The organism is Streptomyces sichuanensis, from assembly GCF_020328095.1.
GTDB classification, from domain to species: domain Bacteria; phylum Actinomycetota; class Actinomycetes; order Streptomycetales; family Streptomycetaceae; genus Streptomyces; species Streptomyces cinnamoneus.
This window is the reverse complement of the sequence record NZ_JAIXMK010000001.1, coordinates 81,753-107,750: the sequence shown is the minus strand read 5'-3', so window position 1 is coordinate 107,750 and position 25,998 is coordinate 81,753. Positions and strand designations below refer to the sequence as shown.

27 protein-coding genes and 1 pseudogene are annotated in these 25,998 nt (G+C 74.6%); 19 read left to right on the top strand and 9 right to left on the bottom strand.

Translation table 11 applies throughout. From position 1 onward, the window contains the following. The first annotated feature begins 83 nt into the window (after positions 1 to 83). Positions 84 to 1,142, top strand: coding sequence for a DUF2637 domain-containing protein (locus LE181_RS00455; protein ID WP_225658841.1), 1,059 nt, complete (start codon positions 84 to 86; stop codon positions 1,140 to 1,142). Positions 1,143 to 1,179: 37 nt separating this feature from the next. Here LE181_RS00455 and LE181_RS00450 read toward each other — a convergent pair whose 3' ends face one another. After that, a complete protein-coding gene (locus tag LE181_RS00450; protein ID WP_225658840.1) occupies positions 1,180 to 1,668 on the bottom strand; it encodes an ATP-binding protein in 489 nt (162 codons plus the stop codon). A 300-nt stretch (positions 1,669 to 1,968) separates the two neighbouring features. Between LE181_RS00450 and LE181_RS00445 the strand changes: the two genes are divergently transcribed. Further along, positions 1,969 to 2,514 (top strand): DinB family protein, encoded by a 546-nt coding sequence (locus LE181_RS00445; protein ID WP_225658839.1) that lies wholly within the window; start codon positions 1,969 to 1,971, stop codon positions 2,512 to 2,514. Positions 2,515 to 2,555: 41 nt separating this feature from the next. On the opposite strand, the gene LE181_RS00440 is transcribed toward LE181_RS00445, so the two are convergent. After that, the gene (locus LE181_RS00440; protein ID WP_225658838.1) at positions 2,556 to 4,262 is read right to left on the bottom strand and encodes a protein phosphatase 2C domain-containing protein; all 1,707 of its coding nucleotides are present in this window, start codon (positions 4,260 to 4,262) and stop codon (positions 2,556 to 2,558) included. Between the two features lie 112 nt (positions 4,263 to 4,374). Here LE181_RS00440 and LE181_RS00435 point away from each other — a divergent pair, with 112 nt between their 5' ends. Next, the gene (locus LE181_RS00435; RefSeq protein ID WP_225658837.1) at positions 4,375 to 5,085 is read left to right on the top strand and encodes a winged helix-turn-helix transcriptional regulator; all 711 of its coding nucleotides are present in this window, start codon (positions 4,375 to 4,377) and stop codon (positions 5,083 to 5,085) included. Between the two features lie 46 nt (positions 5,086 to 5,131). Here LE181_RS00435 and LE181_RS00430 read toward each other — a convergent pair whose 3' ends face one another. From LE181_RS00430 to LE181_RS00415, 4 genes are all read right to left on the bottom strand, one after another. Continuing rightward, positions 5,132 to 5,629 carry a methylated-DNA--[protein]-cysteine S-methyltransferase gene (locus LE181_RS00430; RefSeq protein ID WP_225658836.1) on the bottom strand — a complete coding sequence of 166 codons (498 nt, stop codon included), beginning with the start codon at positions 5,627 to 5,629 and terminating at the stop codon, positions 5,132 to 5,134. A gap of 1 nt (position 5,630) precedes the next feature. Beyond that, entirely contained in the window at positions 5,631 to 7,121 is a 1,491-nt protein-coding gene (locus LE181_RS00425) for a DNA-3-methyladenine glycosylase 2 family protein (protein ID WP_225658835.1), read from the bottom strand. A 94-nt stretch (positions 7,122 to 7,215) separates the two neighbouring features. Then, positions 7,216 to 8,319, bottom strand: coding sequence for a ribosome small subunit-dependent GTPase A (rsgA, locus tag LE181_RS00420; protein ID WP_225658834.1), 1,104 nt, complete (start codon positions 8,317 to 8,319; stop codon positions 7,216 to 7,218). Between the two features lie 192 nt (positions 8,320 to 8,511). Continuing rightward, a complete protein-coding gene (locus LE181_RS00415; protein ID WP_225658833.1) occupies positions 8,512 to 9,690 on the bottom strand; it encodes a YihY/virulence factor BrkB family protein in 1,179 nt (392 codons plus the stop codon). A gap of 234 nt (positions 9,691 to 9,924) precedes the next feature. Here LE181_RS00415 and LE181_RS00410 point away from each other — a divergent pair, with 234 nt between their 5' ends. The 14 genes from LE181_RS00410 (at position 9,925) to LE181_RS00350 (ending at position 21,448) form a co-directional block, all read left to right on the top strand. Continuing rightward, on the top strand, positions 9,925 to 11,193 hold the full coding sequence (locus tag LE181_RS00410) for a helix-turn-helix domain-containing protein (RefSeq protein WP_225658832.1): 1,269 nt from the start codon (positions 9,925 to 9,927) through the stop codon (positions 11,191 to 11,193). A gap of 13 nt (positions 11,194 to 11,206) precedes the next feature. Continuing rightward, positions 11,207 to 11,794 (top strand): GNAT family N-acetyltransferase, encoded by a 588-nt coding sequence (locus tag LE181_RS00405; RefSeq protein WP_225658831.1) that lies wholly within the window; start codon positions 11,207 to 11,209, stop codon positions 11,792 to 11,794. A gap of 136 nt (positions 11,795 to 11,930) precedes the next feature. Next, positions 11,931 to 12,014: a putative leader peptide gene (locus LE181_RS32555; RefSeq protein WP_340563645.1), complete on the top strand. Its 84-nt coding sequence runs from the start codon at positions 11,931 to 11,933 to the stop codon at positions 12,012 to 12,014. Between the two features lie 127 nt (positions 12,015 to 12,141). Next, positions 12,142 to 13,842 carry a nitrite/sulfite reductase gene (locus tag LE181_RS00400; RefSeq protein ID WP_225658830.1) on the top strand — a complete coding sequence of 567 codons (1,701 nt, stop codon included), beginning with the start codon at positions 12,142 to 12,144 and terminating at the stop codon, positions 13,840 to 13,842. 142 nt (positions 13,843 to 13,984) lie between these two features. Continuing rightward, positions 13,985 to 14,161, top strand: coding sequence for a hypothetical protein (locus LE181_RS00395; RefSeq protein WP_225658829.1), 177 nt, complete (start codon positions 13,985 to 13,987; stop codon positions 14,159 to 14,161). Beyond that, complete coding sequence (locus LE181_RS00390) at positions 14,148 to 14,831, top strand: phosphoadenylyl-sulfate reductase (protein ID WP_225658828.1); 684 nt, start codon at positions 14,148 to 14,150, stop codon at positions 14,829 to 14,831. The genes LE181_RS00395 and LE181_RS00390 overlap by 14 nt, the downstream gene beginning before the upstream one ends. Next, complete coding sequence (cysC, locus tag LE181_RS00385; RefSeq protein ID WP_225658827.1) at positions 14,828 to 15,388, top strand: adenylyl-sulfate kinase; 561 nt, start codon at positions 14,828 to 14,830, stop codon at positions 15,386 to 15,388. Before LE181_RS00390 ends, cysC begins: the two co-directional genes overlap by 4 nt. Then, positions 15,385 to 16,302, top strand: coding sequence for a sulfate adenylyltransferase subunit CysD (gene cysD / locus LE181_RS00380; protein WP_225658826.1), 918 nt, complete (start codon positions 15,385 to 15,387; stop codon positions 16,300 to 16,302). The genes cysC and cysD overlap by 4 nt, the downstream gene beginning before the upstream one ends. Before the next feature lie 2 nt (positions 16,303 to 16,304). Beyond that, positions 16,305 to 17,642, top strand: coding sequence for a sulfate adenylyltransferase subunit 1 (locus tag LE181_RS00375; protein ID WP_225658825.1), 1,338 nt, complete (start codon positions 16,305 to 16,307; stop codon positions 17,640 to 17,642). Further along, the gene (locus LE181_RS00370) at positions 17,639 to 17,776 is read left to right on the top strand and encodes a hypothetical protein (protein WP_225658824.1); all 138 of its coding nucleotides are present in this window, start codon (positions 17,639 to 17,641) and stop codon (positions 17,774 to 17,776) included. The genes LE181_RS00375 and LE181_RS00370 overlap by 4 nt, the downstream gene beginning before the upstream one ends. A gap of 80 nt (positions 17,777 to 17,856) precedes the next feature. Continuing rightward, positions 17,857 to 18,978: an aliphatic sulfonate ABC transporter substrate-binding protein gene (locus LE181_RS00365; RefSeq protein ID WP_225658823.1), complete on the top strand. Its 1,122-nt coding sequence runs from the start codon at positions 17,857 to 17,859 to the stop codon at positions 18,976 to 18,978. A 56-nt stretch (positions 18,979 to 19,034) separates the two neighbouring features. After that, positions 19,035 to 19,835, top strand: coding sequence for an ABC transporter ATP-binding protein (locus LE181_RS00360; protein ID WP_225658822.1), 801 nt, complete (start codon positions 19,035 to 19,037; stop codon positions 19,833 to 19,835). Beyond that, positions 19,822 to 20,706, top strand: a complete 885-nt coding sequence (locus LE181_RS00355; protein ID WP_225658821.1) for an ABC transporter permease — start codon at positions 19,822 to 19,824, stop codon at positions 20,704 to 20,706. The genes LE181_RS00360 and LE181_RS00355 overlap by 14 nt, the downstream gene beginning before the upstream one ends. Positions 20,707 to 20,716: 10 nt before the next feature. Beyond that, positions 20,717 to 21,448 (top strand): sirohydrochlorin chelatase, encoded by a 732-nt coding sequence (locus LE181_RS00350; protein WP_225658820.1) that lies wholly within the window; start codon positions 20,717 to 20,719, stop codon positions 21,446 to 21,448. Between the two features lie 160 nt (positions 21,449 to 21,608). On the opposite strand, the gene LE181_RS00345 is transcribed toward LE181_RS00350, so the two are convergent. Continuing rightward, positions 21,609 to 22,820: a macrolide family glycosyltransferase gene (locus LE181_RS00345; RefSeq protein ID WP_225658819.1), complete on the bottom strand. Its 1,212-nt coding sequence runs from the start codon at positions 22,818 to 22,820 to the stop codon at positions 21,609 to 21,611. A gap of 177 nt (positions 22,821 to 22,997) precedes the next feature. Between LE181_RS00345 and LE181_RS00340 the strand changes: the two genes are divergently transcribed. After that, positions 22,998 to 23,885, top strand: coding sequence for a phosphotransferase enzyme family protein (locus LE181_RS00340; protein ID WP_225658968.1), 888 nt, complete (start codon positions 22,998 to 23,000; stop codon positions 23,883 to 23,885). Between the two features lie 30 nt (positions 23,886 to 23,915). Here the strand turns inward: LE181_RS00340 and LE181_RS00335 are convergent, their stop codons facing one another. Further along, the gene (locus LE181_RS00335) at positions 23,916 to 24,863 is read right to left on the bottom strand and encodes a zinc metalloprotease (RefSeq protein WP_225658818.1); all 948 of its coding nucleotides are present in this window, start codon (positions 24,861 to 24,863) and stop codon (positions 23,916 to 23,918) included. A gap of 162 nt (positions 24,864 to 25,025) precedes the next feature. Here LE181_RS00335 and LE181_RS00330 point away from each other — a divergent pair, with 162 nt between their 5' ends. Continuing rightward, positions 25,026 to 25,391 carry a hypothetical protein gene (locus LE181_RS00330; protein WP_225658817.1) on the top strand — a complete coding sequence of 122 codons (366 nt, stop codon included), beginning with the start codon at positions 25,026 to 25,028 and terminating at the stop codon, positions 25,389 to 25,391. Positions 25,392 to 25,553: 162 nt separating this feature from the next. On the opposite strand, the pseudogene LE181_RS00325 reads toward LE181_RS00330, so the two are convergent. Next, positions 25,554 to 25,955: pseudogene (locus LE181_RS00325) on the bottom strand (3'-5' exonuclease family protein); the annotation flags it as partial. Positions 25,956 to 25,998: the final 43 nt, after the last annotated feature.

The following is a 25,998-nucleotide window of genomic DNA, read 5'->3' as shown; positions in this document are numbered from 1 at the left end:
AAAGTTGCTGCGAAACCCCTTGGCGTCCGGTCCGACTCCGTCAGGATGGCGCGCGAATCCGTACTGCACGCAAGGGACGCAAGATGAGAGTGACCGACATACCGCTGAATTGGGTGCTCCCCAGTGCCGTGGCACTCATCGGGGCAGTGGTGGCGGTGACGGTGTACGCGCGCGGCCGGCAATCCGGCTCGGAGGACACGGCGACCGGCACGGACTCCTGGGAGCGCAACGAGGAGCGCAGACGCCGCAAGGAAGCCATCTACGGCAGCGCCTCCTACGTACTTCTCTTCTGCTGCGCCGCGGTCGCCGCGGCCCTGTCCTTCCACGGCCTGGTCGGCTTCGGCCAGCAGAACCTGGGGCTCACGGACGGCTGGGAGTACCTGGTGCCCTTCGGCCTCGACGGGGCCGCGATGTTCTGTTCGGTGCTGGCGGTGCGCGAGGCGAGCCACGGCGACGCCGCGCTCGGCTCCCGGCTGCTGGTGTGGACGTTCGCGGGCGCCGCGGCCTGGTTCAACTGGGTCCACGCGCCCCGGGGGATGGACCACGCGGGGGCCCCGCAGTTCTTCGCCGGCATGTCGCTGTCGGCGGCGGTGCTCTTCGACCGGGCGCTCAAGCAGACGCGCCGGGCCGCCCTGCGCGAGCAGGGGCTGGTGCCCCGCCCACTGCCGCAGATCCGGATAGTGCGCTGGCTGCGTGCGCCGCGCGAGACCTTCGGCGCCTGGTCGCTCATGCTCCTGGAGGGCGTGCGCACCCTGGACGAGGCCGTCGAGGAGGTCCGCGAGGACAAGCGCCAGCAGGCGCAGCACCGGCTGCGCCGCCGCGAGGCGGGCAAGCTGGAGCGGGCCCGGATCAAGGCGTACAACCGGCAGCACCGCGTCTGGGGCCGCAACCGCGGCGGCCGGCAGGTCGAGGTGAGCGGACCGGCCATGCCGGCGGTCCAGCAGCCCGCCCAGATCGGCTCGCAAGCGGGGCCGGAACCCTCCATAGTCGAGCAGGGGCAGCTTCCGGTACGCTCCCGCCCGCTGCAGGCGGTGGGCAAGCCAGACCCCATCGACCTCACCGCCGAGGACGACACCCAGGCCATCCCGCGGCTCGACTCGCTGGAGGCCAAACTCGCCCAGATCGAGCGTCAGTTCGGCTGACGGTCACGGAGCCCTGAACCCGTCGTACGCGACCGGTTCAGGGCTCCTGCGCGTCCAGCTCGAACCACACGGCCTTGCCGACGCCGTGGGCGCGCACGCCCCAGCAGTCGGCCAGGGTGTGGACGAGCAGCAGGCCGCGTCCGGACGTGGCGGCCGCCTCGGGACGGCCGGCGGGCGCCGCGCCGTCGTCCCGGTCGCTCGCGACGGGGGACGGGCGCAGCGTGGGGGGCCGGGAGAGGAAGTCCCGCACCTCCACGCGCAGCCGCCCCGTGACAGGCGCGGCGGCGCCGCCGGTGAGCCGGGCCGTGACCACGGCCCCGCCGTCGGTGTGCACCAGGGCGTTGGTGACCAGCTCGCTCGCCAGGAGCACGGCGGTGTCGGCCCGCCCGGGAGCGCCCCATGACCCGAGCAGTGCGCGCAGGCCCGCGCGTACGTCCGCGACGGCCGTCAGCTCCCCGCGCCGGAGCCGTCTCTCCCAGGAACGGCCCGCGGCCGGGGAATCGGCTTCCCCCGCCCCCTCCTGCATCGTGCTCTCCGCGGACCCTCCCCTGCCCTCGCGCCGTTCCGCGCCCGCCCAGTGTGCAGTCCGCCGTTTCATCCCTCGCCGCCCCGACCCCTCCCCGGCGCCCCGGCATCGAACAGGCTCACGGCACATGCATGCCCCCTGCCCGGCGATTCGACGCCTGTTGACGTATCAACATGGTTATATGACCGGCATGGGCGCACCTCTTGTGCGGTTCCCGAAAAGGTGTCAGGCCGACGGGGCCGAACCGTGGACACCCGGCCGTGAGGACCGATTGTCAGTGCCCTCTGCGAGACTCGCCGCATGACCGAGATCCCTGCGGAGAACTACGCCCCGGCCTGGGCCGGCGACACCCGTCCCGCCCTGCCCACCACCGGCGGCGAGCGCGAGGTCCTGACGGCCTTCCTCGACTGGCACCGCGAGACGTTCGCCCTCAAATGCTCGGGCGTTCCGCTGGAGCGCCTGTCCGACAAGGGCGTTGCACCCTCCGGACTGAGCCTGCACGGGCTCGTCCGGCACCTCGCGGCGGTGGAACGCTGGTGGTTCCGCCTGCAGTTCGCGGGCGAGGACGTGCCGGAGCTGTACTACACCGACGACGATCCCGACCAGGACTTCGGGCGGCTGGACGGTGACCCCGCCGAGGCCCTCGCCGTCTGGCGGGCGGAGTGCGAGCGGGCGCGCGAGATCGTCGCCGCCACCGCCTCGCTGGACGACACCGGCCGGGTCTTCGCCACCGGGGAGCCGATCTCCCTGCGGGTGGTGCTGGTCAAGCTCATAGCCGAGTACGCGCGGCACAACGGCCACGCCGACCTGCTGCGCGAGCGCATCGACGGCGCCACCGGGTACTGACCGCGGGCCGGTCCGGCCGGCTGCCCGGCGGGGCGGCCGGGTCAGACCTCCCAGACGGTGCAGGCGCTGCGGTCGTCCGCGTACCCCTTCACCCGCAGCTGGACGTCGGCGAGGTACTCCGCCAGCCCCGGCGGCTCCTCCCGCGACCACCGCTCCGCGAGCCGGACGCCGAGCTCCGGCTCGCCGCGCACCGGGTCGGCGAGGCCCGCCGTGCACAGCAGCAGGGCGTCGCCGGGGCGGGCGATCGACGCCCGGAAGCGGAAGGGCTCGCTGGGCACGTCGGCGGGGTCGATGACGGGTGTGGTCCCCGGCGTGGGGATGCCGAGGTCGACGGTGATGCGGTCGCCGGGGCCGTAGCCCGCCACGGGCTCCCCCGTGGGGTCGGGCTCGCGCGGCTCGGGGTCCAGGTCCTGCCAGGCGCCCTGGCGCAGCCGGAAGAGCCCGCCCGCGCCGACGCCGAAGAAGACGCGGGTGCGGCAGCGGACGTCGGCGGGCAGCAGCAGGCAGCGCAGCCCCGCGGTGTACTCGGCGGGGGGCAGGCCCAGTTCGGCCGCGCGGGCGCGCAGCCGCCCGTAGGTGCGGTCGGTGAGCCGGTGCAGTCCGGACTTCAGCTCGTCACGGCGGCCGGCGTGCATGTCCTCGGCCAGCCGGGCGTGGCTGCGGCCCACGGCGCCGCCGATCCACGCACAGATCTCGCGGGCCGCGCGGTGGGCGCTCTCCGCGGCGCGGACGCCGCTGGCGAGGGCGACCAGCAGCAGGGCGTCCTCGCCGGTGCCGAAGCGGGCGGTGAGCAGGGCGTCCCGGCGGGGTTCGCCGCGGTAGCGGGCGGAGTCGCCGCGCAGCGAGACGGCCCGCAGGACCATGGCGCCGTAGCGGGCGCCGTCCAGCACGGTGTCGGGCACGAGGTCCTCCAGCCCGCCGGGGTCGGCGGGCGGCCAGGCGGTCGGCTCGGCCTCGTAGGTGGGCGGCCGCCGGCCGACGAAGTCGACCGCACGCAGCGTGCCGTTCCGCCGCGCGGGCGAGGGGCCGGGGGCGGATCCCGTCGGGGGCACCTCGGACATCTCACCGGCGGCCAGGGGGCCGGTCGCCTCGGAGACGTCGGTGAACTCCGCGAGCCCGGTGAAGTCCACGAGGTCAGTGAAGTCGGTGACATCCGTGACGTCGCGGACCTCCTCGACGCCACCGTCCGGCCGGGCGGCCGCGCCGCCCGGCACGCCCGTCCGGCCCGTCAGGCCGGTGCCGGCCGGGGATCCGGGCACCTCCCGGGCCTCGCGGACGTCGGGCGGCGCGGGCGGGCCGACGCGGGTGCGCGGGTCGGGGGGCGGCGGGCTCTCGGGCCTGCGCTCCGGGCCGACGGGCGGGCGCAGTCCGGGTGCGGCACCGGGCGGCGGGGGCTGGGCGCCGTCGGGCTCCGCGGGGACGGGCAGGGATCCGCCCGCGGGCGCGACCCAGCGCTTGGTCTGCCGCGGCACCCCGCGCGAGAGGGCGGGCGAGAGGCCCGACGGAGAGGCGGTCGGCGGGCCGGGCAGCACGCACGGGTCGGGCCGCCCGGGCGGCTCGGCGGCTCTCGGCCGCCTCGGCTCCGGCCTCGACCGCGGCTCCGGGCCGACGACCGCCGAGGCGGAGGAGAACCTCTCGTCCAGGCTGTCGCCGCCGGTGGCGGCTCCCGCGTCGGGTTCACTCCTGCCGTACAACTCGCGCCACCAGGCGTCCTCTTGTTCGGCGTACTGGTCCCCCTGCTGACTCATGCCCTTATTGTCCACACTGCGGGGCATACGGGAAGAGTGCACGGCGAACACCACCCCAGGGATGATGTCCGCAGGCGCAACGCGGTTGCGGGGACGGGGAGGGGAGTCGCGCGTGCTGGGTTCCATGGGTGTGGAGGCCATCCGGCAGACGGCACACGGGGAAAGACGGGTGGAGCGGCCCGCCGGGGAGAGCCCGGTGGAGGTGGTGACGGGTGCCGATGCGGTCGCCCGGCGGCTGTTGCGGCTGCGACTGAGCGCGGCGGAAGAAGTGTGCGCCATGTTGACGGGCGGGCCCGGGGTGTTGACGCGCGGGCCGTGGAGCGCCGCCCCCGACAAGGGGGGCGCGGTGCGGCACCGCACCGTCGTCGAGCGCCTCGGCCGGCCCGGGCCGGCCGCCGGGGCCCGGTCGGACGGCGGCGTCGGGCTGATACGGGTGGTCGAACGCATACCCGCCGAACTGGTCATGGCCGACCGCAGGGTGGCGTTGCTGCCCCTGGCCTCCGCCGACGGGTGCGCCGCCCTCGTCGTGCACTCCGGCCGGCTGCTGGACCGCCTGGTCGACCTGTTCGAGGACGTCTGGCACGAGGGACGTCCGCCCGGGCCCGTGCCCGCCGCCGTGGACGGGCCCGACGCCACCGACCTGGACGTGCTGACCCTGCTGCTGGCGGGGCTGACGGACGCGAGCGTCGCCAAGCAGCTCGGTCTGGGCCTGCGGACCGTGCAGCGCCGCGTCAAGCGGCTGATGGAGCTCGCCGGGGTGACCACCCGGCTGCAACTGGGCTGGCACGCCGCCGAGCGCGGCTGGACCACCACCCGGCGCTGACGCGCCGCCCCGTGCCGCACGGTGCGGCATGCGGGGCGAGCGCAGGTCACACCGGGACGTTCTCCAGGGCGAGCAGCAGTCGCTTGCGCTCCAGGCCGCCCGCGTATCCGGTGAGGGAGCCGTCCGCGCCGATCACGCGGTGGCAGGGCCGCAGCACGAGCAGCGGGTTGGCGCCGACCGCGCCGCCCACCGCGCGCACGGCCGCCCGCGGGGCGCCGATACGGGCGGCCAGCGCGCCGTAGCTGGTGGTGGCGCCGTAGGGCACGGCGTCCAGGGCGTCCCAGACCCTGCGGCGGAACTCCGTGCCCTGGACCGCGTAGGCGAGGGAGAAATCCGACCGCTCCCCCGCGAAGTAGGCGGCGAGCTGCCGTGCGGCCTCGGCGAACGCGGCGGGCTCGCGCCGCCAGTCCGGCTGCACGGCCGGGGCGTTGCGCTGGCCGGGCACGGACAGGGAGGCGATGGCCGTGCCGCCGGGCGCGTCCGCCGAGGGGAGGCCGGTGAGGAGCAGCCGTCCGAGGGGGCTGTCGGTCTCGGTGTAGAGCATGTCAGATGTCCTTCGGGGTGTCCGGCGCGTGGCCGGGGGCGTTCCACAGGTGGTGCAGGGCGTACGAGCGCCAGGGCCGCCAGGACTCGGCGTCCGCGGGGCCCGCGCCCAGGGCCGCGAGGCCGTGGCGGACGCCGGCGTCGCCCGGCAGGAAGACGTCGGGGTCGCCGAGCGCGCGCATGCGGATGTAGCCGGCCGTCCACGGGCCGATGCCGCGCAGGGCGAGCAGGGCGTGCTCGGCGTGTTCGCGGTCGGCGCCCGCGTCGAGGCGCACGCGGCCGTCGGCCAGGGCGGCGGCGACGGTGCGCAGGGCGGTGCGGCGGCTGTCCGGCATGCCCAGTTCGGTGAGGGCGGCGTCGGCCAGCGTGCCGGGGTCGGGGAAGAGGTGGGTCAGCGTGCCGTCGGGTGCGGGCAGAGGCTTTCCGTAGGCCGCCACCAGGGTGCCGGCCAGCCGTGCGGCGGCGGCCACCGACACCTGCTGGCCGAGCACGGCCCGCAGGGCGAGCTCGTCGCCGTCCACCGCTCCCGGGGAGCGCAGCCCGGGCCGGGCTGCGACCAGCGGCCGCAGCCGGGGGTCGGTGCCCAGGCGCTCGGTGACGGCGTACGGGTCGGCGTCGAGGTCGAAGAGGCGGCGGACGCGCTGGACGGCGGTCGACAGGTCGCGGGGGTCGGTGAGGTGGAGCCGGCAGTCGAGCCAGTCGCCGCGGTGGGTGCGGCCGGGCTCGTGGACCTCGGCGACGCCCGTGCCGTACGGGAGCCGCAGGGTGCGGCGGTAGCGGCGGGAGCCGGGGCTGCCGAGCACCTCCTCGACGCCGTCGACGGCCCGGCGCTGGAGGAAGCCGAAGATCTCGCGTGCGGCGAACGGGCCGCGGTGGGCGAGCCGCAGGGGGATGCCGCCGGGCGTGCCGGGGCGGCGGTGGGCGGGGCGGGCCCGCAGCTCGCTGGGGGTGCGGGCGTAGACCTCGCGGACGGTGTCGTTGAACTGGCGCACGCTGGCGAAGCCCGCCGCGAAGGCGATCTCCGTGACGGGGAGGTCGGTGGTCTGCAGCAGCACCCGTGCGGTGTGGGCGCGCTGGGCCCGGGCGAGGGCGACGGGGCCCGCGCCCAGTTCCTCGGTGAGCCGGCGGTGCACCTGCCGGGCGCTGTAGCCGAGGCGGGTGGCGAGGCCCACGACGCCTTCGCGGTCGACGACGCCGTCGCCGATCAGCCGCATCGCGCGGCCGGCCAGGTCCGCCCGTACGTTCCACTCCGCCGAGCCGGGGGCCGCGTCGGGCCGGCAGCGGCGGCAGGCCCGGAAGCCGGCGCCCTGGGCGGCGGCCGCCGAGGGGTAGAAGCGCACGTTGGCGCGCTTGGGGGTCAGGGCGGGGCAGCTCGGCCGGCAGTAGATGCCGGTGGTCTTCACGGCGAAGTAGAACTCTCCGTCGAAGCGCGCGTCCCGGCTGCTCACCGCCTCGTAGCGGGGGTCGTCGAGCTGTCTCGCGAGGTCCGTCATGTCCTCCAGTCTGCGGTACCCGCGGGCCCCGGACTGGCGGGAATCGGACATGGCCCTCGGCGGGCCGGACGGCGGCCGCCGCCGGTGCGGACGGTCAGTGCAGGCCGTTCCTCTTGCGGGCCGCGTACTCCCGGCCCTCGGCCTGCTTCAGCTTCCAGTCGCGGCGCATCGCCGCCCGCATGCGGGCGTCGGTGCGGGCCGCGATGTGCGCGTTCTCCCGGAGCAGCTTGCGGTAGCTGTCCAGACGGCGCTGCGGCAGCTCGCCGGCGTCGACCGCGGCGAGGACCGCGCAGCCCGGCTCCGACGCGTGGCCGCAGTCGTGGAAGCGGCAGTCCGCCGCCAGCGCGTCGATCTCGGAGAACGCCCGGGCCACGCCGCTCTCGGCGTCCCACAGCCCCACCCCGCGCAGCCCCGGGGTGTCGATGAGGACGCCGCCGCCGGCCAGCGGCAGCAGGTTGCGCGTGGTGGTGGTGTGCCGGCCCTTGCCGTCGCGGTCGCGGGTGGCGTGGACGTCCTGGAGCTGCTCGCCGACGAGGGCGTTGGCGAGCGTGGACTTCCCCGCGCCCGACTGGCCGAGCAGGACGGAGGTGCCGCCGGCCAGGACGGCGGCGAGGACGTCGACGCCCTCGCCGGTCTCCGCGCTGACGGCCAGCACCTGGACGCCCGGGGCGGCCGCCTCGGTGTCGGCGATCAGGTGGCCCAGGACGTCGGGGCCGGGGACGAGGTCGGCCTTGGTGAGGACGACGAGCGGCTCGGCGCCGCTCTCCCAGGCCAGCGTGAGGAACCGCTCGATGCGGCCGAGGTCGAGCTCCACGGCCAGCGAGACGGCGACGACGGCGTGGTCGACGTTGGCCGCGAGGATCTGTCCCTCGGACCGCTTGGAGGACGTGGAGCGCACGAAGGCGGTGCGGCGGGGCAGCAGTGCCCGTACGTAGGCCCCGGTGGGTGCGGGGTCGACGGCGGCCCAGTCTCCGGTGCACATGATGGCGAGCGGGTCGCCGGTGGTGACGAGGGAGGTGTCGGCCAGAACGGACCGGATGCCGTCGCCGTCGGGGACGACGAGGTCGCAGCGGCCGCGGTCGACGCGGACGATCCGCCCGGGGAGGAGCCCCTGGGCGGCGTGGGGGGCGAAGCTGTCAGCGAAGCCCGCGTCCCAGCCGTAGGCGGAGAGGGGGTGCGCAGCAGTGAGCTCGGACAAGACGGTGGTCCTTCAGGAGGGAGGTGGGATGGATCTGCTGAGTGCGGGTGGATCCCGTCGCCGTGACAGTCATCACGTACTCACCTCCTGAGGAGCTCTTCGTTCTTGCGTGGTGATCGTAGGGGCCGGGGGTGCCGTGGCGCGAAGGGTTTTTCCGCGGCGGGTTTTCCGCGACGGGATGGCCCCCGGTCGTCAGTCCCTCCGGTGCTTGGCGTGCTTCGGCTGGTGCTCGGGCTTCTGGATGCGGGAGCGGACGTCGTCGTGGGGGAGGAACTGGGCCCAGCGCTCGGGGAACTCCGAGGGGGGCTCGCGGTCCTGCCCGACGCTGCCGTCGTCGGGTTCGTCGAAGGGGTCGTCCTCCAGCTCGTGCACCAGGGCCATGGCGGCGCGTTCGGCGGCCGCCTGGGCGGCGGCGGCCTCCCGCTGGCGGTCGACCTCGGCCCGGGCCGCGGCGGTGGCGACGGACGGCCACACGCGGTCCAGGGCCGCGTTGACCGCGGCGCCGACCAGCACCGCGAAGGCCGAGACGCCGATCCACAGCAGGACGGCGACGGGGGCGGCGAGCGAGCCGTAGATGGTGACGCCCTCGACCGTGTGCGTCAGGTACAGGCGCAGCAGGAAGCTGCCGAGCACCCACATCGCGAGGGCGACGAGCGCTCCGGGGATGTCCTCCTCCCACGGCGAACGCACCGGCACGGACACGTGGTAGAGCGTGGTGAGGAAGGCGATCGACAGGATGATGACGACGGGCCAGTACAGGAAGCGCACGAGGTCCGCGCTCCAGGGCACGACGTCGACCACCGCCTCGGGCCCGGCCACCATCAGCGGCAGGGCCACGGCGCCGACGACGAGTGCGGCGACGTAGAGGAGGAACGCCAGCAGGCGGGTCTTGACGATGCCGCGCTTGCCCTCCAGCCCGTACATGATCGTGATGGTGTCGACGAAGACGTTGACGGCGCGGGAGCCGGACCACAGGGCGAGGGCGAAGCCGACCGAGATGACGTCGGGGCGGCCGAGCTTGATGACCTCGCGCACCAGTGGCTGGGCGATCTCCTGGGTGCCCCGGTCGGACAGGACGGCCGCGGAGGCGGTGAGGATGTTCTGCTGGATGCTGCCGATGGTGTCCATGTCGGCCCAGTCGTCCAGGTAGCGGAGCAGACCGAGGAGGCCGAGCAGCAGGGGCGGCAGGGACAGCAGGGTGAAGAAGGCGGCTTCCGCGGCGAGTCCGGTGACGCGGTACTCCATGCAGGAGTTGACGGTGTCCTTCAGGAGCAGCCACGCCATCCTGCGTTTGGAGACATTTCGGTACAGAGCCCTTGCCCTGTGAAGGCGGCCGACCTGCCGGCCCGAAGGTTCTTTTGCTGCCTGCACGCCCTAACCGTATCGGCCGCGGGCGGGTCGCTTCATCCCGCGGCCCCGGCGGCCGGGGGCACGGGAGGCGCTGGTGGGAGGCCGCGGAGGGTGGTGCTGCGCCGACTCGGCACCACCCTCCGGCCGCTCACCGTCACCTTCCGCCCGGCGGGGGTGCGTTCGCAATGGTTGCAAGGCGTTGCAATATCGCCGATGCCCCGGCGCGCGACCGCCCCCGACGGGCACCATTGCTGCGTGGAGCGCATACCAATCGACGCGGGGCTGCTTCCCGCCATCCGGGAGGCGGCCCTCGCCGGCTCGACGCCCCCGGCGCGGCCGCGGACGGTGATCGGGGAGTCCTGGCACCGGGTGCGGCGGCACGGCGTGGACCCGGAGCAGGGCCGGCCGGTGCCGCTGATCTCGCCCGAGGAGGTGGAGCACCGGCGCCACTCCTCGCCGCTGGCCGAGCTGCTGCCGCAGCTGCGCGGGGGCCTGCGGGACGCGGCCGACGCGGTGCGGCACCTGATCGCGGTGACGGACGCGGACGGGCGGGTGCTGTGGCGGGAGGGCGCCCAGGGGGTGCGCCGGAGCGCCGACCGGCTGGGCTTCGAGGTGGGGGCCTCCTGGACGGAGGAGCTGGTGGGCACCAACGGCATCGGGCTCGCGCTGGTGGAGCGGCGGCCGGTGCAGGTGCACTCCGCGGAGCACTTCGTGCGCTCGCACCACGCCTGGACGTGTGCGGCGGCGCCGTTGCACGACCCGCGCGACGGGCGGCTGCTGGGGGTGCTGAACGTGAGCGGGCCCGCGCCCGCGTTCAATCCGGCGACGCTGGCGCTGGTGACCGCCGTCGCCAAGGTGGCGGAGGCGGAGCTGCGCGCCCGGCACTGGGAGTCCGTGGACCGTTTGCGGGCGGTGGCGGCGCCGATGCTGGCGCGGCTGCCCGGGCGGGCCCTGGCCGTGGACCGGGACGGCTGGACGGCGGCGGTGACGGGGATGGCCCCGGTGAGCCGGGTGGTGCTCCCGCGCGACGTGCGGCCCGGCCCGGTCTGGCTGCCGTCGCTGGGGCCGTGCACGCTGGAGCCGCTGCCGGACGGCTGGCTGGTGCGCGTCGAGGAGGGCCGGCCCGGGGACGCGCCGGGCCGGCTGGTGCTGGACCTGCGCCGGGCCCGCGGCTGGACGGTGGCCGTCTCGGGGGCGGCCGGCGAGTGGTCGCACGAGCTCAGTCCGCGCCACGCGGAGCTGCTGTACGTCCTGGCCCGGCACCCGGCGGGGCGCACGGCCGCGGAGCTGGCGGCCGATCTGTTCGGCGACCCCACGCGGACGGTGACGGTGCGCGCGGAGCTGTCGCGGATCCGGCGCACGCTGGCCGGGGTGCTCGGTCACCGCCCGTACCGTTTCGCGGAGGGCCTGGAGGTGCTGCTGCTGGTCCCGCCGCACCCGGGGGACCTGCTGCCCGGGTCGTCGGCGCCGGCGGTGCTGGCCGCACGGCGGGGCCTGCCCGTCGGACGGGGCGGGGAGCCGTGATTGGCTTCCGGCCATGAGCAACAGTGCGACGACGACCGTGACGACCTGGTCGCTGGAACAGACTTCGCCGGCCGACCTCGTGCCCGCCCGTATTCCGGACGCATCGTCCGGGATCCGGATCGAACGGGCCGAGGTGCCCTCGCCCGAGTTCAGCCGCTTCCTCTACACGGCCGTGGGCGGGGACGTGACCTGGACCGACCGGCTGCCGTGGCCGTACGAGCGGTGGCGGGCGCACCTGGAGCGGCCGGGCGTCGAGACGTGGGTGGCGTACGAGCACGGGACGCCGGCCGGGTACGTCGAACTGGAGGCGCAGCCCGAGGGGGCCGTGGAGATCGTGTACTTCGGGCTGATCCCGCAGTTCCGGGGGCGCCGCATCGGCGGGCACCTGCTGTCGTACGGCACCGCGCGGGCCTGGGACCTGGCCGGACGGTGGCCGGAGCTGGAGCCGACGAAGCGGGTGTGGCTGCACACCTGCAGCAAGGACGGGCCGCACGCGATGGCCAACTACGAGCGGCGCGGCTTCCGGCTGTTCGACACCCGCACCGAGGAGGAGCCCGACACCCCGCCGCCCGGCCCCTGGCCCGGCGCCCACCCTGCGTGAATCCTGCGGGAACCCCGCGCGCGGTCCCGTCGGCCGGCCCGCACACCCTCACGAGCCGTCCCATGAACTGGGACGGCTCGTCTCGCCATACGGACGACAGTGGACTGGCCGAAGAGCGCCGTGCCACGCTTCCCCCATGTCCCGTGCTGGAATCCTCTTGGTGAGTCGGCGTCACGTCGATCTCTGCCGCATGTCCAGCGCCATCTGTCCGGCGGGCTGACAGTCACAGCACCACCGCCGTTCCCGCTCGTCGCCGCCGTTGCCGACGAGCGTCTTGCCGCACCCGTTTCCCATGCCTCCGCGCCCCTCCCCGACCGACGCATGCGGACTTTTAAGGACATTTCCCCATGGCTGACTCCGCTCCCCCCTCCCCTGTCGCGCCACCCCGGCGCAAGACCGGCCGCCATCGTGGCGAGGGCCAGTGGGCCGTCGGCCACTTCACCCCCCTCAACGCCAACGAGCAGGTCAAGAGGGACGACGACGGTCTCAATGTGCGGACACGTATTGAGACGATCTATTCGAAGGCCGGCTTCCACTCGATCGACCCGAGCGATCTGCGCGGCCGCATGCGCTGGTGGGGCCTGTACACCCAGCGCAGGCCCGGCATCGACGGCGGGAAGACCGCGATCCTGGCGCCGGAGGAGCTGGACGACGAGTTCTTCATGCTGCGGGTGCGCGTCGACGGCGGCCGGCTGACCACCGGGCAACTGCGCGTCATCGGCGAGGTGTCCGAGGAGTTCGCGCGCGGCACCGCCGACCTCACCGACCGGCAGAACATCCAGTACCACTGGATCCGGATCGAGGACGTGCCCGAGATCTGGCGGCGGCTGGAGGCCGTGGGCCTGTCCACCACCGAGGCGTGCGGCGACACGCCCCGGGTCATCCTCGGCTCGCCGGTCGCCGGGATCGCCGAGGACGAGATCCTCGACGGCACCCCGGCCATCGAGGAGATCCAGCGCCGCTTCATCGGCAACCCGGACTTCTCCAACCTGCCCCGCAAGTTCAAGTCGGCCGTCTCCGGCTCCCCGTCGCTGGACGTGGCGCACGAGATCAACGACGTCGCCTTCGTCGGCGTGCACCACCCCGAGCACGGGCCGGGCTTCGACCTGTGGGTGGGCGGCGGCCTGTCCACCAACCCCAGGATCGGGGTCCGGCTGGGCGCCTGGGTGCCGCTCGCGGACGTCGCGGACGTCTACGGCGGCGTCATCGGCATCTTCCGCGACTACGGCTACCGGCGGCTGCGCAACCGCGCCCGGCTGAAGTTCCTCGTCGCCGACTGGGGCCCGGAAAGGTTCCGGCAGGTTTTGGAGGACGAGTACCTCGGCCGCCCGCTCGCCGACGGCCCCGCCCCCGCGCAGCCCGTCGAGCGGTGGCGCGACCACGTCGGCGTGCACCGGCAGAAGGACGGCCGCTTCTACGTCGGCTTCGCCCCGCGCGTCGGCCGCGTCGACGGCGCCACCCTCACCAAGATCGCCGCACTGGCCGAGGAACACGGCTCGGGCCGGCTGCGCACCACCGCCGAGCAGAAGATGATCGTGCTGGACGTGCCGGAGGAGCAGGTCCCCTCCCTGGTGGCGGGCCTGGAGGCACTGGACCTGCGGGTCGGCCCCTCGCCCTTCCGGCGCGGCACGATGGCCTGCACGGGCATCGAGTTCTGCAAGCTCGCGATCGTGGAGACCAAGGCGCGCGGCGCCTCGCTCATCGACGAACTGGAGCGCCGCCTCCCGGACTTCGACGAGCCGCTGACCATCAACGTCAACGGCTGCCCCAACGCCTGCGCCCGCATCCAGGTCGCGGACATCGGCCTCAAGGGCCAGCTGGTGACGGACGATGCGACGGGTCGTCAGGTCGAGGGCTTCCAGGTGCACCTGGGCGGTGCGCTGGGCCTGGAGGCCGGGTTCGGCCGCAAGGTGCGCGGCCTGAAGGTCACGGCGGCCGGGCTGCCCGACTACGTGGAGCGGGTGCTGCGCCGCTACCAGCAGCAGCGCACGGACGGCGAGCGGTTCGCCCAGTGGGTGACCCGGGCCGACGAGGAGGACCTCGCGTGAGCGCCGCACCTCTGCGCCGCGCGGGCGGAGAAGCGAACGGGGGAGACAAGGTGAGCGACGCACGCGCGGCCACCGGACCGCAGACGACGACGCGCGCCGCACCTCTGCGCCGCGCGGGCGGAGAAGCGAACGGGGGAGAACAGTGAGTGAGCGAGCCGCACCCTTCCACTGCCCTTACTGCGGCGACGAGGACCTGCGGCCCGGCGAGCAGGGTCACGGGGCCTGGGAGTGCGGTGCCTGCAACCGGGCGTTCAAGCTGTCGTTCCTCGGGCTCCTGGCCCGCGGGATCGCCACGGGAGGTACCCATGACGGGGCTTGAGCGGCTCGCCCAGCGGGCCGGGCGCGAGCTGGAGGACGCCCCCGCGCTGGAGGTCCTGCGCTGGGCGGTGGACACCTTCGGGGAGCGGTTCTGCGTCACCTCCTCCATGGAGGACGCGGTCGTGGCGCACCTGGCGGCGCGCGTCCGCCCCGGCGTCGACGTGGTCTTCCTCGACACCGGCTACCACTTCCCGGAGACCATCGGCACCCGGGACGCGGTCGAGGCGGTGATGGACGTCCGCGTCCTCACGCTCACGCCGCGGCTGAGCGTCGCCGAGCAGAACGCCGTCCACGGCCCCGCCCTGCACGACCGCGACCCGGACCTGTGCTGCGCGCTGCGCAAGGTCCGGCCGCTGGAGGAGGGGCTGGCGTCCTACGACGCCTGGGCCACGGGACTGCGCCGCGACGAGTCGCCGGCCCGGGCGGGTACGCCCGTCGTGGGCTGGGACGCGCGGCGCCGGAAGGTGAAGGTCTCCCCCATCGCCCGCTGGACGCAGGCCGACGTGGAGGCGTACGTCACCGAGCACCATGTGCTCACCAACCCCCTGCTGACGGACGGTTACGCCTCCATCGGCTGCGCGCCGTGCACGCGCCGCGTGGCGGACGGCGAGGACGCGCGGGCCGGCCGCTGGGCGGGCTGGGGCAAGACCGAGTGCGGACTGCACGGATGACACGGGAGAGGAACATGAGCGTGGGTGCCACCGTGTGGCTCACCGGCCTGCCGAGCGCGGGCAAGACGACGATCGCCCGGGCGCTCGCGGCGCGGCTGCGCGACGAGGGCCGGCGGGTGGAGGTGCTCGACGGCGACGAGATACGGGAGTTCCTCTCCGCGGGGCTCGGCTTCTCCCGCGAGGACCGGGACGTGAACGTGCGGCGCATCGGGTTCGTCGCCCAGCTGCTGGCCTCGCACGGGGTGACCGTGCTCGTTCCGGTCATCGCGCCCTACGCGGACGCGCGGGAGGAGGTGCGCAAGCGGCATCAGGCGCAGGGCACCGGCTATGCGGAGGTGCACGTGGCCACGCCGGTGGACGTGTGCTCCGCACGGGACGTCAAGGGCCTGTACGCGCGGCAGGCGGCCGGTGAGCTGGCCGGGCTGACGGGGGTGGACGACCCCTACGAGGTGCCGGCCGACCCCGATCTGCGGATCGCGGCGCACGAGCAGGGCGTCGGGGAGTCGGTGGCGGCGCTGTACGCCCTCCTGGGAGAGAAGGGGCTGGTGCGGCCGTGAGTGAGGCGAGCGACAACCCGTACGTGCTGTCCCACCTGGACGCGCTGGAGTCGGAGGCGGTGCACGTCTTCCGGGAGGTGGCCGGCGAGTTCGAGCGGCCGGTGATCCTCTTCTCCGGAGGCAAGGACTCCATCGTCATGCTGCACCTGGCGCTGAAGGCGTTCACCCCGGCGGCCGTGCCCTTCGCGCTGCTGCACGTGGACACCGGGCACAACTTCCCGGAGGTCATCGCCTACCGCGACCGGACGGTCGCCGGGCACGGCCTGCGCCTGCACGTCGCCTCGGTGCAGGACTTCATCGACCGCGGCGAGCTGCGCGAGCGCCCCGACGGCACGCGCAACCCCCTGCAGACCGTGCCGCTGCTGGACGCCATCGAGCGCCACCGCTTCGACGCGGTCTTCGGCGGCGGGCGGCGGGACGAGGAGAAGGCGCGCGCCAAGGAGCGGGTGTTCTCGCTGCGGGACGAGTTCGGCGGCTGGGACCCGCGGCGGCAGCGCCCGGAGCTGTGGCAGTTGTACAACGGCCGCCACTCCCCCGGCGAGCACGTGCGCGTCTTCCCGCTGTCGAACTGGACCGAGCTGGACGTGTGGCAGTACATCGCCCGCGAGAAGATCGAGCTGCCCGCGATCTACTACGCGCACGAGCGCGAGGTCTTCGCCCGCGACGGCATGTGGCTCGCCCCGGGCGACTGGGGCGGTCCCCGGGAAGGGGAGCGGCTGGAGAGACGGCTGGTGCGCTACCGCACGGTCGGAGACATGTCCTGCACCGGTGCCGTGGAGTCCGCCGCGGCGAGCACGGAGGCCGTCATCGCCGAGATCGCCGCGTCCCGGCTGACCGAGCGGGGCGCGACCAGGGCCGACGACAAGCTGTCGGAGGCCGCGATGGAGGACCGCAAGCGCGAGGGGTACTTCTAGCCATGACCCGTACCATCCCCGACACGTCCGCGACGTCGCTGCTGCGCTTCGCGACCGCCGGCTCCGTCGACGACGGCAAGTCCACGCTCGTCGGACGGCTGTTGCACGACGCGAAGTCGGTGCTGGCCGACCAGCTGGAGGCCGTCGAGCACGCCTCCCGCAGCCGCGGCCACGACGCACCCGACCTGGCCCTGCTGACCGACGGGCTGCGCGCCGAGCGCGAGCAGGGCATCACCATCGACGTCGCCTACCGCTACTTCGCCACCCCCCGCAGACGCTTCATCCTGGCGGACACGCCGGGCCACGTGGAGTACACCCGCAACATGGTCACGGGCGCCTCCACCGCCGAACTGGCCGTGGTGCTCGTCGACGCCCGCAACGGCGTCGTCGAGCAGACCCGCCGCCACGCCGCGGTCGCCGCGCTGCTGCGCGTGCCGCACGTGGTGCTGGCGGTCAACAAGATGGACCTCGTCGGCTACGCGGAGTCCGTCTTCGCCCCGATCGCCGAGGAGTTCGCCGCGTACGCCGCCTCGCTCGGGGTGCCGGAGGTCACCGCGATCCCCGTCTCGGCGCTGGCCGGCGACAACGTGGTCACCCCGTCCGCCCACATGGACTGGTACGGCGGCCCGACCGTGCTGGAGCACCTGGAGTCCGTGCCCGTCGTCGCCGACCCCACGGCGTCCCCGGCGCGCTTCCCCGTCCAGTACGTCATCCGCCCGCGGACCGCGGCCCACCCGGACTACCGCGGTTACGCCGGTCAGCTCGCCGCCGGCGTGCTGCGCGTCGGCGAGAGCGTGACCGTGCTGCCGTCGGGCCGGACGAGCACGGTCGCCGGCATCGACGCGCTCGGCACGAGCGTGGACGTGGCCTGGGCGCCGCAGTCGGTGACGGTGCGGCTCGCCGACGACGTGGACGTCTCGCGCGGCGACCTCATCGCGCCCACCGCCGGGGCGCCCGCGCCGGTGCGGGACGTCGAGGCGACGGTCTGCCACGTGGCCGACCGCCCGCTGCGCGTCGGCGACCGGGTGCTGCTCAAGCACACCACCCGCACGGTCAAGGCGCTGGTGAAGGCGGTGCCGTCCCGGCTGGCGCTGGACGGCTCCCCGGCGATCTCCCAGCACCCCTACCCGGGCGAGCTGGCCGCCAACGACATCGGGCGGGTGGTGCTGCGGACCGCCGAGCCGCTGGCCCTCGACGCCTACGCCGACTCCCGGCGCACCGGCTCGTTCCTGCTGATCGACCCGGCCGACGGGACGACGCTGACGGCGGGCATGGCGGGCCCGGCCTTCGCCGCGGACACCCCGCTCGCGACGGCCGGCGACGAGGACTGGGACCTGTGACCGGGGCCGGGACCGGGAGCGGCCGGGACGCGTTCTCGACCTTCGACAAGGAGGGCGGCCGCATCGGCAGCGGTGCCCTCGGCAGCGGCCAGGGCGGGGTCGGCCGATGTGCGGGCGCGGGCGCACGCCCGTGACACCGCCGCTCCCCCGTCCCCTGTGAACCGCCGGGCGTGCCGTCGCCGTACGCACCGGCCCGCGGAGAGGAACCCCCCTCATGTCTGCTGCCGCTCGTCCAGTACACCGCCGCGCCCTCGCGGCCGCGGCCGTCCTCCCCCTCCTGATCGGCGCCCTCGGAGCCTGCGGGTACGGCTCGGAGAAGAACTCCGGTACGGCCGACGCCGCCGCGAAGGCCCGTGCCGGGAGCAGGAAGCTCTCGGCCGGCACCGTACGGATCGGCTACTTCCCCAACATCACGCACGCCACCCCGCTCGTCGGGGAGCAGGAGGGACTGCTGCAGAAGGAACTGGGCGGCACCGAGCTCCGCACGACGACGTTCAACGCCGGCCCGTCCGAGATCGAGGCGCTCAACGCGGGCTCGATCGACATCGGCTGGATCGGCCCCTCCCCCGCGGTCAACGGCTATGTGAAGTCCAAGGGCAAGAGCCTGCGGATCGTCTCCGGTTCGGCCTCCGGTGGCGTGAAGCTCGTCGTCGACCCGAAGAAGATCACTTCGCTGGACGACATCAAGGGCAAGCGCATCGCCACGCCGCAGAAGGGCAACACCCAGGACGTGGCCTTCCTGAACTGGATCGCCGAGAAGGGCTGGAAGGTCGATCCGCAGAGCGGCAAGGGCGACGTCTCCGTCGTCCGCACCGACAACAAGGTGACGCCCGACGCCTTCAAGTCCGGCTCCGTGGACGGCGCCTGGGTGCCGGAGCCGACGGCCTCCAAGCTCGTCTCCGAGGGCGGCACGGTGCTGCTGGACGAGAGCACGCTGTGGCCGGACAAGAAGTTCGTCATCACCAACGTGATCGTGTCGCAGAAGTTCCTCGATGCGCACCCCGACGTCGTCGAGGCCGTGCTGCGCGGCTCGGTGCGGACCAACGCCTGGATCGCGGCCCACCCGGACGAGGCCAGGGCGTCGGCCAACGCGGCGCTGAAGAAGCTGTCCGGCAAGGAGCTGCCCGCCGAGGTGCTGGACCCCGCCTGGTCGTCGCTCACGACGACGGACGACCCCCTGGCCACGACGCTGCGGGCCCAGGCGGACCACGCCGTGGCGGCGGGGCTGCTGGAGAAGCCCGACCTGTCGGGGATCTACGACCTGACCCTGCTCAACAAGGTGCTCAAGGCCGAGGGCAAGCCGGCGGTCGACGCCGCGAAGCTCGGCAGGCAGTGACCGTGTACGCCGCAGTAGGGGCGCGCATGCCCGCCCGCACATCAGGAGGTGGCCGGATGACCCCGGCACTGACCACCGCGACCTCCGGCACGGCAGTCGGCGAAGACATACCGGCGGCCGTCCGGATCGACCACGTCCACAAGAGCTACGGCCGCCCCGGCGCGGACCGGCCCGTGCTCGACGACATCACGCTCGACGTCCGGCCGGGCGAGTTCGTGTGCCTGCTCGGCGCCTCCGGCTGCGGCAAGTCCACGCTGCTGAACCTGGTGGCCGGCCTGGACCGGCCGACGGCCGGCGACATCACGGTGCCCGGCGGCCGGCCGGCACTGATGTTCCAGGAGCACGCGCTCTTCCCGTGGCTGACGGCGGGCCGGAACATCGAGCTGGCGCTGCGGCTGCGCGGCGTGCCGCGGGCCGGGCGGCGGGCGGAGGCCGAGCGGCTGCTGGAGCTCGTGCGGCTGGGCGGCGCGTACGGCAAGCGCGTGCACGAGCTGTCGGGTGGCATGCGCCAGCGGGTCGCGCTGGCCCGGGCGCTGGCTCAGGACAGCCGGGTGCTGTTGATGGACGAGCCGTTCGCGGCGCTGGACGCCATCACCCGGGACGTGCTGCACCACGAGCTGACCCGCATCTGGTCGGAGACGAAGCTGTCGGTGCTGTTCGTCACGCACAACGTGCGCGAGGCGGTACGGCTCGGCCAGCGGGTGGTGCTGCTGTCGTCCCGGCCGGGACGGGTGGTGCGGGAGTGGGAGGTCGGCATTCCGCAGCCGCGCCGCATCGAGGACGCGGCGGTGGCCGACCTGTCGGTGGAGATCACGGAAGAGCTGCGCGAGGAGATCCGCCGTCATGGCCGGCACTGACACCACCCCCGTCGCCGGGGGCGACCTCGCGGGCCTGGAGGCCGGGCTCGACGCGCTGGACGCCGTCCAGGTCAAGCGGGCGCCGCTGCGCCAGGTGCTGCTGCAGAAGGTGCTGCCGCCGGTGGCGGCCGTGGTGCTGGTCCTCGTGGTGTGGAAGCTGCTGGTGCTGGCCCGCGTCACCGACGACTACAAGCTGCCCGACCCGTCCGCGGTCGGGGGGAGCCTGCGCCGGCTGTGGCTGGACGGCACGCTGCTGGACATCATCTGGACCAGCGTCTCGCGCGGCCTGCTCGGCTTCCTCGCCGCCCTGGCCATCGGCACCCCGCTCGGGCTGCTGGTCGCCCGGGTGCCCGTCGTCCGGGCGGCGATCGGGCCGATCCTCTCGGGGCTGCAGTCGCTGCCGTCGGTGGCGTGGGTGCCGGCGGCCGTGATCTGGCTGGGCATCACGGACGCGGCGATGTACGCGGTGATCCTGCTGGGCGCGGTGCCGTCCATCGCCAACGGACTGGTGTCGGGGGTCGACCAGGTGCCGCCGCTGTACTTGCGGGCCGGGCGCACAATGGGGGCGACCGGGGTGCGCGGAGCCCGCTTCGTGCTCTTCCCGGCCGCCCTGCCGGGGTACATCGCGGGCCTGAAGCAGGGCTGGGCGTTCTCGTGGCGGTCGCTGATGGCGGCGGAACTCATCGCCTCCTCCCCGGAGCTGGGACTGGGCCTCGGCCAGTACCTGGAGAACGCCCGTACCGACTCCGACATGCCGGGGGTGCTGCTGGGCATCCTGCTCATCCTGTTCGTGGGCATCGCCATCGACCTGATCGTCTTCAGTCCGCTGGAGCGCAGGGTGCTGCGCATGCGCGGGCTGGCGGCGCGGTAGGAGCGGGAGCATGGTTCTGCTGATCGTCGCCCACGGCAGCCGCGATGCACGGCACGCGGCAACGGTCGCCGCGCTGCGCGCCCGCGTCGCGGCCCGGCGGCCCGATCTGCGGGTCGAGGCCGGCTTCCTGGACTTCTGCACCCCGCGCGTGGAGGAGGTGCTGGCCGGCCTGGCGGCGGAGGGCGTACGGAACGTGGTGGCCGTCCCGCTGCTGCTGACCCGCGCCTTCCACGCCACGTCCGACATCCCGGCCGTGCTCGCGGGCGCCGCGTCCGACCTGCCGGGCCTGACGGTGCGCCAGGCCGGGGTCCTCGGCCCGTCCGCGCTGCTGACGACCGCGCTGGAGCGGCGGCTGTACGAGGCCGGGGTGCGCCCCGGCGACCGGGGCTCGACCGGGGTCGTCCTGGCCTCGGCGGGCTCCTCCGACCCGGAGGCGAACGCGGTGATCGCAGACATCGCGCGGGAGTGGCGGCACACCGGCTGGTGCGCCGTGCGGCCCGCGTTCGCCTCCGCTTCCCCGCCGCGCACCGAGGACGCGGTGCGCGCGCTGCGCGCGGAGGGCGTGCGCCGGGTGGCGGTGGCCCGCTACGCCCTGGCCCCGGGGCGGCTTCCGGACCGCATCGCCGAAGGGGCGCGCGCGGCGGGCGCGGAGGTGCTGACGGAGGTGCTGGGGGCGGCACCGGAGGTGGTGTCGCTGCTGGTGCGGCGGTACGAACAGGCGACGGAAGCGGCCGCGGCCTAGGGCGCGTCCGCAAGGTCCCGCCCGGCCCGCGACGCTCCCCCGGCCACCGCCGGGAGGTGCCCCGGGCACGGAACCCCGCGGGCCGGGCGCCGGGCGGGGCGGCCGCCGTGCCCCGTGGGGGTTGGGCGCGGCGGCCGTTGGCACGGGACCGTACCAGGGGTCACCGGATGGGCCGAAGCTCCGCCTCGATGAGGTCGGCCGCGTAGGGGGTGCCGCCCTCCGCCGCCAGCCCGGCCCGCAGGGCCGCCGACCGCTCGGCGACGGCGGGGTCCCCGACCAGCGCGAGCACCGCCTCGCGCAGGGCGGCGGCCGACGCCTCCTCCATCGGCAGGTGGCGGGCGACGCCCAGCTCCTGGAGCAGCGCGGCGTTGCCGAACTGGTCGACGGCCTGGGGCACCGCGACCATCGGCACCCCGCACGCCAGGCCCTCCTGGCAGCTGCCCATCCCGGCGTGGGTGACGAAGGCGTCGGCCTGCTGAAGGACCGACAGCTGCGGGACCCAGCGGCTCACCTCGACGGTGGCCGGGACCGGGCCGAGTTCGGCGAGGTCGACGTGCCGGCCGATCTGCAGCAGGACGTGCCAGCCCGGCAGGTCGCCGAAGGCGGCGATGCACTCGCGGTAGAAGCCGGGCTGCGTGGTGAAGGTGGAGCCGAGGGAGACCAGCAGGACCCGTTCGGCGTCGGCGGGGCGCTGCCAGGTGCCCTGGTCGCCGCGGTCGCCCTGGCAGGGGCCGGTGAAGGTGGTGACGGTCTCGTCCACCCGGTCGGCGTGCGGCTGCATGGCCCGCGGGATGAGGGCGAGACAGCGGTCCGGGCGGCCGACGAAGTCGTCGGGGTGGAGGGTCATGCCGTTCTCCGCCAGCCAGGCGGTGAAACGGTCGTAGTAGGCGATGCCGCGCGGGGTGCGCCGCATCTCGTCGAGCATCGGCGCCGCGACCTCCTCCTCGTAGCCGTCCCAGGCGACCAGGCAGGGCGACAGCTGCACGCACGGCACGCCCCAGCGGTGGGCGAGGACGCGGGCCGGGTAGGCGGTGATGTCGTACAGGACGAGGTCCGGCTCGTCGCCCTCGTAGGCCGCCGCGAGCTGCGGCAGGACGTGCACGGCGTCGTCGAAGAACAGCTCGAAGTGGTCGATCGGCTCGGTGCCCCAGGCGCCGGGGTCCTCGGCGGTGGGCAGCGTCGACGCGTAGACGCGCGGCTCGGCACCGGTGGCGGCCACCAGCTCCGCGAACGCCTCGGGGATCGCATAGGTGACGCGGTGGCCCCGGGCGACGAGCTCGCGGACGACGTCGAGGCTCGGGTTGACGTGGCCGGGGGCGGCGATGCTGAACATGGCGATGTGCGCGGGCCGCTGGACGGCGGAGGAAGTCATGCCGGCACCGTAGACGAGACGGCACGTATCGTTCAATCTCTTTTCCGGGGTTCCGCCCGTGGCTCGGCCGCGCCCGCCGCGGCCCCGATGCCGGCCGTCCCGCCACGGGGAGGGACACTTGCGGTGGCCGGCACCCAGCGCCGGCTTCGGTACGGCGGGCACGGAAGGTACGACGTGGTGGACGCGAAGGTCACACAACCGTTCACGGAGCAGCGGGCGCGCGAGCTCCTCGCCGCGGCGGGGACGCCGCTGCCCGCGGCGGAGGCCGAGCTGCTCTCGCTCGGCGAGAACGCGGTCTTCGCCGCCGGCGGCCTCGTCGCCAAGGTGGGCCGGGACGCGTCGCTGCACGAGCGCGCCGCGCGCGAGCTGCGCATCGCCGCCTGGCTCGCGGAGTGCGGCGTTCCCGCCGTACGGGCCGCCGAGGCCGCGGTGCAGGACGCCGACGGCCACCCGGTGACGCTCTGGCACCGGCTTCCCGAGGCCGTGCGGCGCCCCGCCGCGCCCGCCGACCTGGCCGGGCTGCTGCGCCTGGTCCACGCCCTGCCGGAGCCGGACTTCGCGCTGCCGCGGCGCGAACTGCTCTCCGGCGTCGAGCGGTGGCTGCGGCTGGCCGGGGACGCGATCGACCCGGCCGACGCCGACTACCTGCGCGAGCGCCGCGACGGCTTCGCGGCCGCGGCCGCCGCGCTGACCCCCCACCTGACGCCGGGCCCCGTCCACGGCGACGCGCTGCCGCGCAACGTGCACATCGGGCCGGACGGTCCCGTCCTCCTCGACCTGGAGACCTTCGCCACGGACCTGCGGGAGCACGACCTGGTGGTCATGACCCTCAGCCGGGACCGGTACGGACTGAACCCGGACGTCTACCACGACTTCGTGCACGCCTACGGGTGGGACGTGCGGGAATGGGAGGGCTGCGCCGTGCTGCGCGGGGCCCGGGAGACGGCGAGCTGCGCCTGGGTGGCGCAGCACGCCCCGGGGAACCCCGCGGCCCGGGCGGAGTTCGACCGCCGGGTGGCGTCCCTGCGGGACGGCGACCCGACGGTGCGGTGGAACCCGTTCTGAGCCTTCCGGGCCGGCCCCGCGCCGGGGTGTTCAGCAGGGGCCGGCGGCCGGGAAGCTGCTCCGGGGGCCGTCGAAGGTGGCGTCGACGCGGGTCACCTGGCCCTGGGTGAACAGGAACATCGCCGGGTCGTCGACGTAGTCCATGTAGTTCATGAACATGTCGCCGTTCGGGCCGTTGCCGCAGGAGACGTGGGGGAAGGCCGGCTCGCCGAAGTTGGGGCCGCCCTGGTTGGGGGTGTCGGCGACGAAGTCGCTGCCGCTGCAGCCCGTTCCGTCGTCGCCCCAGATGTGGAAGAGGTTGAGCCAGTGGCCCACCTCGTGGGTGGCGGTGCGCCCGAGGTGGAACGGCGGCGTCGCGGTGCCGGACGTGCCGAACGCGGAGTGCAGGATGACCACGCCGTCCGTGGCGGGCGGCCCGCCGGGGAACTGCGCGTAGCCGAGCAGCGAATCGCCCAGCCGGCAGACCCAGACGTTGAGGTAGCGGTCGGCGGGCCAGGCGTCGTGGCCGCCCTGGGCCGTGAACTTCACCGAGTCGTCGGCGGGGAACGCCGTCACCTGCGTCTGTGTGCGGGTGATGCCCGTGGTGGGCTGCCCGGTGGGGTCCACCGAGGCCAGGCGGAACTCCACCCGGGCGTCGGCCGCCAGCGGCTTCCAGACGGCGGGCACCTGGGCCACGTCCGCGTTGCGCTTGCGGAAGTCCTGGTTGAGCACGTTGATCTGGCTGGCGATCTGGGCGCTGCCGATGTTCTGCTCAGCAGTGTGGTAGACGACGTGGACGACGACGGGAAGGCAGGTCACGCCCGTGCGGGCGGCCCGCTGCGCTCCCCGTTCATAGGCGAACGCGCGGTTCTCGACGGCCGCGCGGGCGGCGGCGTACGCGGGGACCGTGCCGAGCAGCCGGCGGTGGACGTCCATGGTGGCGCAGAGCCTGCGCCCTGGCGGCCGGGATGCGGATCCGGTGGTCTGGGTGTCGGGCATGCTGCGCCCTCCTGGAATCGCCGTGGGACACGGCCGGGTGGGGAACGCGGGCCCGGTACGGATTACCGTAGACCCGCACAGCCCAGACATCTAGGGACATCACGCGACCTGCAGTAAGTGCAAGGCGTGATTCCGCATTTGGGTAAACCCCGGTGATTCCGGGTGATTTCGGAGGTGTACGAGGCCATGGACGCCGTGGACGACCCACAGGAAGAGCCCCCCGCCGCCCTCTTCCGGCGCTGGGTGCACGCGCACGAGGAGGACCACGACGACGTGAGCGTGTACCGGCCCACCGGCTACGCCTTCCCGCCCGCCCGGGGGCGCAGCGGCGTGGAGTTCCGTACGGACGGCACGTTCGTCGACCATCCGATCGGGCGGGGTGACGCGCCGGCCTCGGTGCCGGGGTTCTGGCACGCGGAGGACGAACGGCGGATCACCCTGTCCTTCCCGGGGACGGGACGTCCGGAGCGCGTCGTGGAGATCGTCGCCTGCGACGCGGAGGTGCTCCGGCTGCGGCAGCCGGGCTGAGCCCCGTCGGGGGCACGGCCCGGCGCGGGCACGCCCGCGGCCCGCGTGCCGCCCGCACCACCAGCCGGCGCCCCGGCCTCACCGCCGGGTGAAGGCGTCGGCATGCGTCGCGGGCCCGGCCGGACGCGGCCCGCGGTACGGCCCGCCGCGCCGGGCGCCGCCTCAGCGCACCGGCCAGGTGCCGTCCACCACCGCGTCCTCCTGCCCCTGGCGGCGCAGCCACTTCTGGTAGCCCTCGGCCCATTCGCCGTACCAGCGGACCTGGTCGCGGTGGAGCTCCCAGAGGCCGGTCTCCGCTATGCCCGGGTGGCGCAGGGCGATGGCCCGGGCGACGCGCACCGCACCCAGTGCGTCCGCGCCCGCCTCGTGCGCCCCGTCGAGCACGACTCCGTACTCCCGGCAGACCGCCTCCAGCGTGCGCCGGCCCTTGCGGTAGCGGTCCACCGCCCGGTCGATCGTGTACGGGTCGATCACCGGGCCGGTCCGGGCGCCGGACAGCCGCTCGGAGAGCGGGGCCAGGCCGTGCCGGCGCAGCTCGGCCGCCAGCAGGCTGAGGTCGAAGGCCTTATCCACGCACGACCGTGTCTCACGATCTCCGCCGTCGTTG

Coding starts and splice junctions, on each gene's coding strand:
- LE181_RS00455 (WP_225658841.1), top strand. CDS start 84: ATGAGAGTGACCGACATACCGCTGAATTGGGTGCTCCCCAGTGCCGTG.
- LE181_RS00450 (WP_225658840.1), bottom strand. CDS start 1,668: ATGCAGGAGGGGGCGGGGGAAGCCGATTCCCCGGCCGCGGGCCGTTCC.
- LE181_RS00445 (WP_225658839.1), top strand. CDS start 1,969: ATGACCGAGATCCCTGCGGAGAACTACGCCCCGGCCTGGGCCGGCGAC.
- LE181_RS00440 (WP_225658838.1), bottom strand. CDS start 4,262: ATGAGTCAGCAGGGGGACCAGTACGCCGAACAAGAGGACGCCTGGTGG.
- LE181_RS00430 (WP_225658836.1), bottom strand. CDS start 5,629: ATGCTCTACACCGAGACCGACAGCCCCCTCGGACGGCTGCTCCTCACC.
- LE181_RS00425 (WP_225658835.1), bottom strand. CDS start 7,121: ATGACGGACCTCGCGAGACAGCTCGACGACCCCCGCTACGAGGCGGTG.
- LE181_RS00405 (WP_225658831.1), top strand. CDS start 11,207: ATGAGCAACAGTGCGACGACGACCGTGACGACCTGGTCGCTGGAACAG.
- LE181_RS32555 (WP_340563645.1), top strand. CDS start 11,931: ATGTCCCGTGCTGGAATCCTCTTGGTGAGTCGGCGTCACGTCGATCTC.
- LE181_RS00400 (WP_225658830.1), top strand. CDS start 12,142: ATGGCTGACTCCGCTCCCCCCTCCCCTGTCGCGCCACCCCGGCGCAAG.
- LE181_RS00390 (WP_225658828.1), top strand. CDS start 14,148: ATGACGGGGCTTGAGCGGCTCGCCCAGCGGGCCGGGCGCGAGCTGGAG.
- cysC (WP_225658827.1), top strand. CDS start 14,828: ATGACACGGGAGAGGAACATGAGCGTGGGTGCCACCGTGTGGCTCACC.
- LE181_RS00375 (WP_225658825.1), top strand. CDS start 16,305: ATGACCCGTACCATCCCCGACACGTCCGCGACGTCGCTGCTGCGCTTC.
- LE181_RS00365 (WP_225658823.1), top strand. CDS start 17,857: ATGTCTGCTGCCGCTCGTCCAGTACACCGCCGCGCCCTCGCGGCCGCG.
- LE181_RS00360 (WP_225658822.1), top strand. CDS start 19,035: ATGACCCCGGCACTGACCACCGCGACCTCCGGCACGGCAGTCGGCGAA.
- LE181_RS00355 (WP_225658821.1), top strand. CDS start 19,822: ATGGCCGGCACTGACACCACCCCCGTCGCCGGGGGCGACCTCGCGGGC.
- LE181_RS00350 (WP_225658820.1), top strand. CDS start 20,717: ATGGTTCTGCTGATCGTCGCCCACGGCAGCCGCGATGCACGGCACGCG.
- LE181_RS00345 (WP_225658819.1), bottom strand. CDS start 22,820: ATGACTTCCTCCGCCGTCCAGCGGCCCGCGCACATCGCCATGTTCAGC.
- LE181_RS00335 (WP_225658818.1), bottom strand. CDS start 24,863: ATGCCCGACACCCAGACCACCGGATCCGCATCCCGGCCGCCAGGGCGC.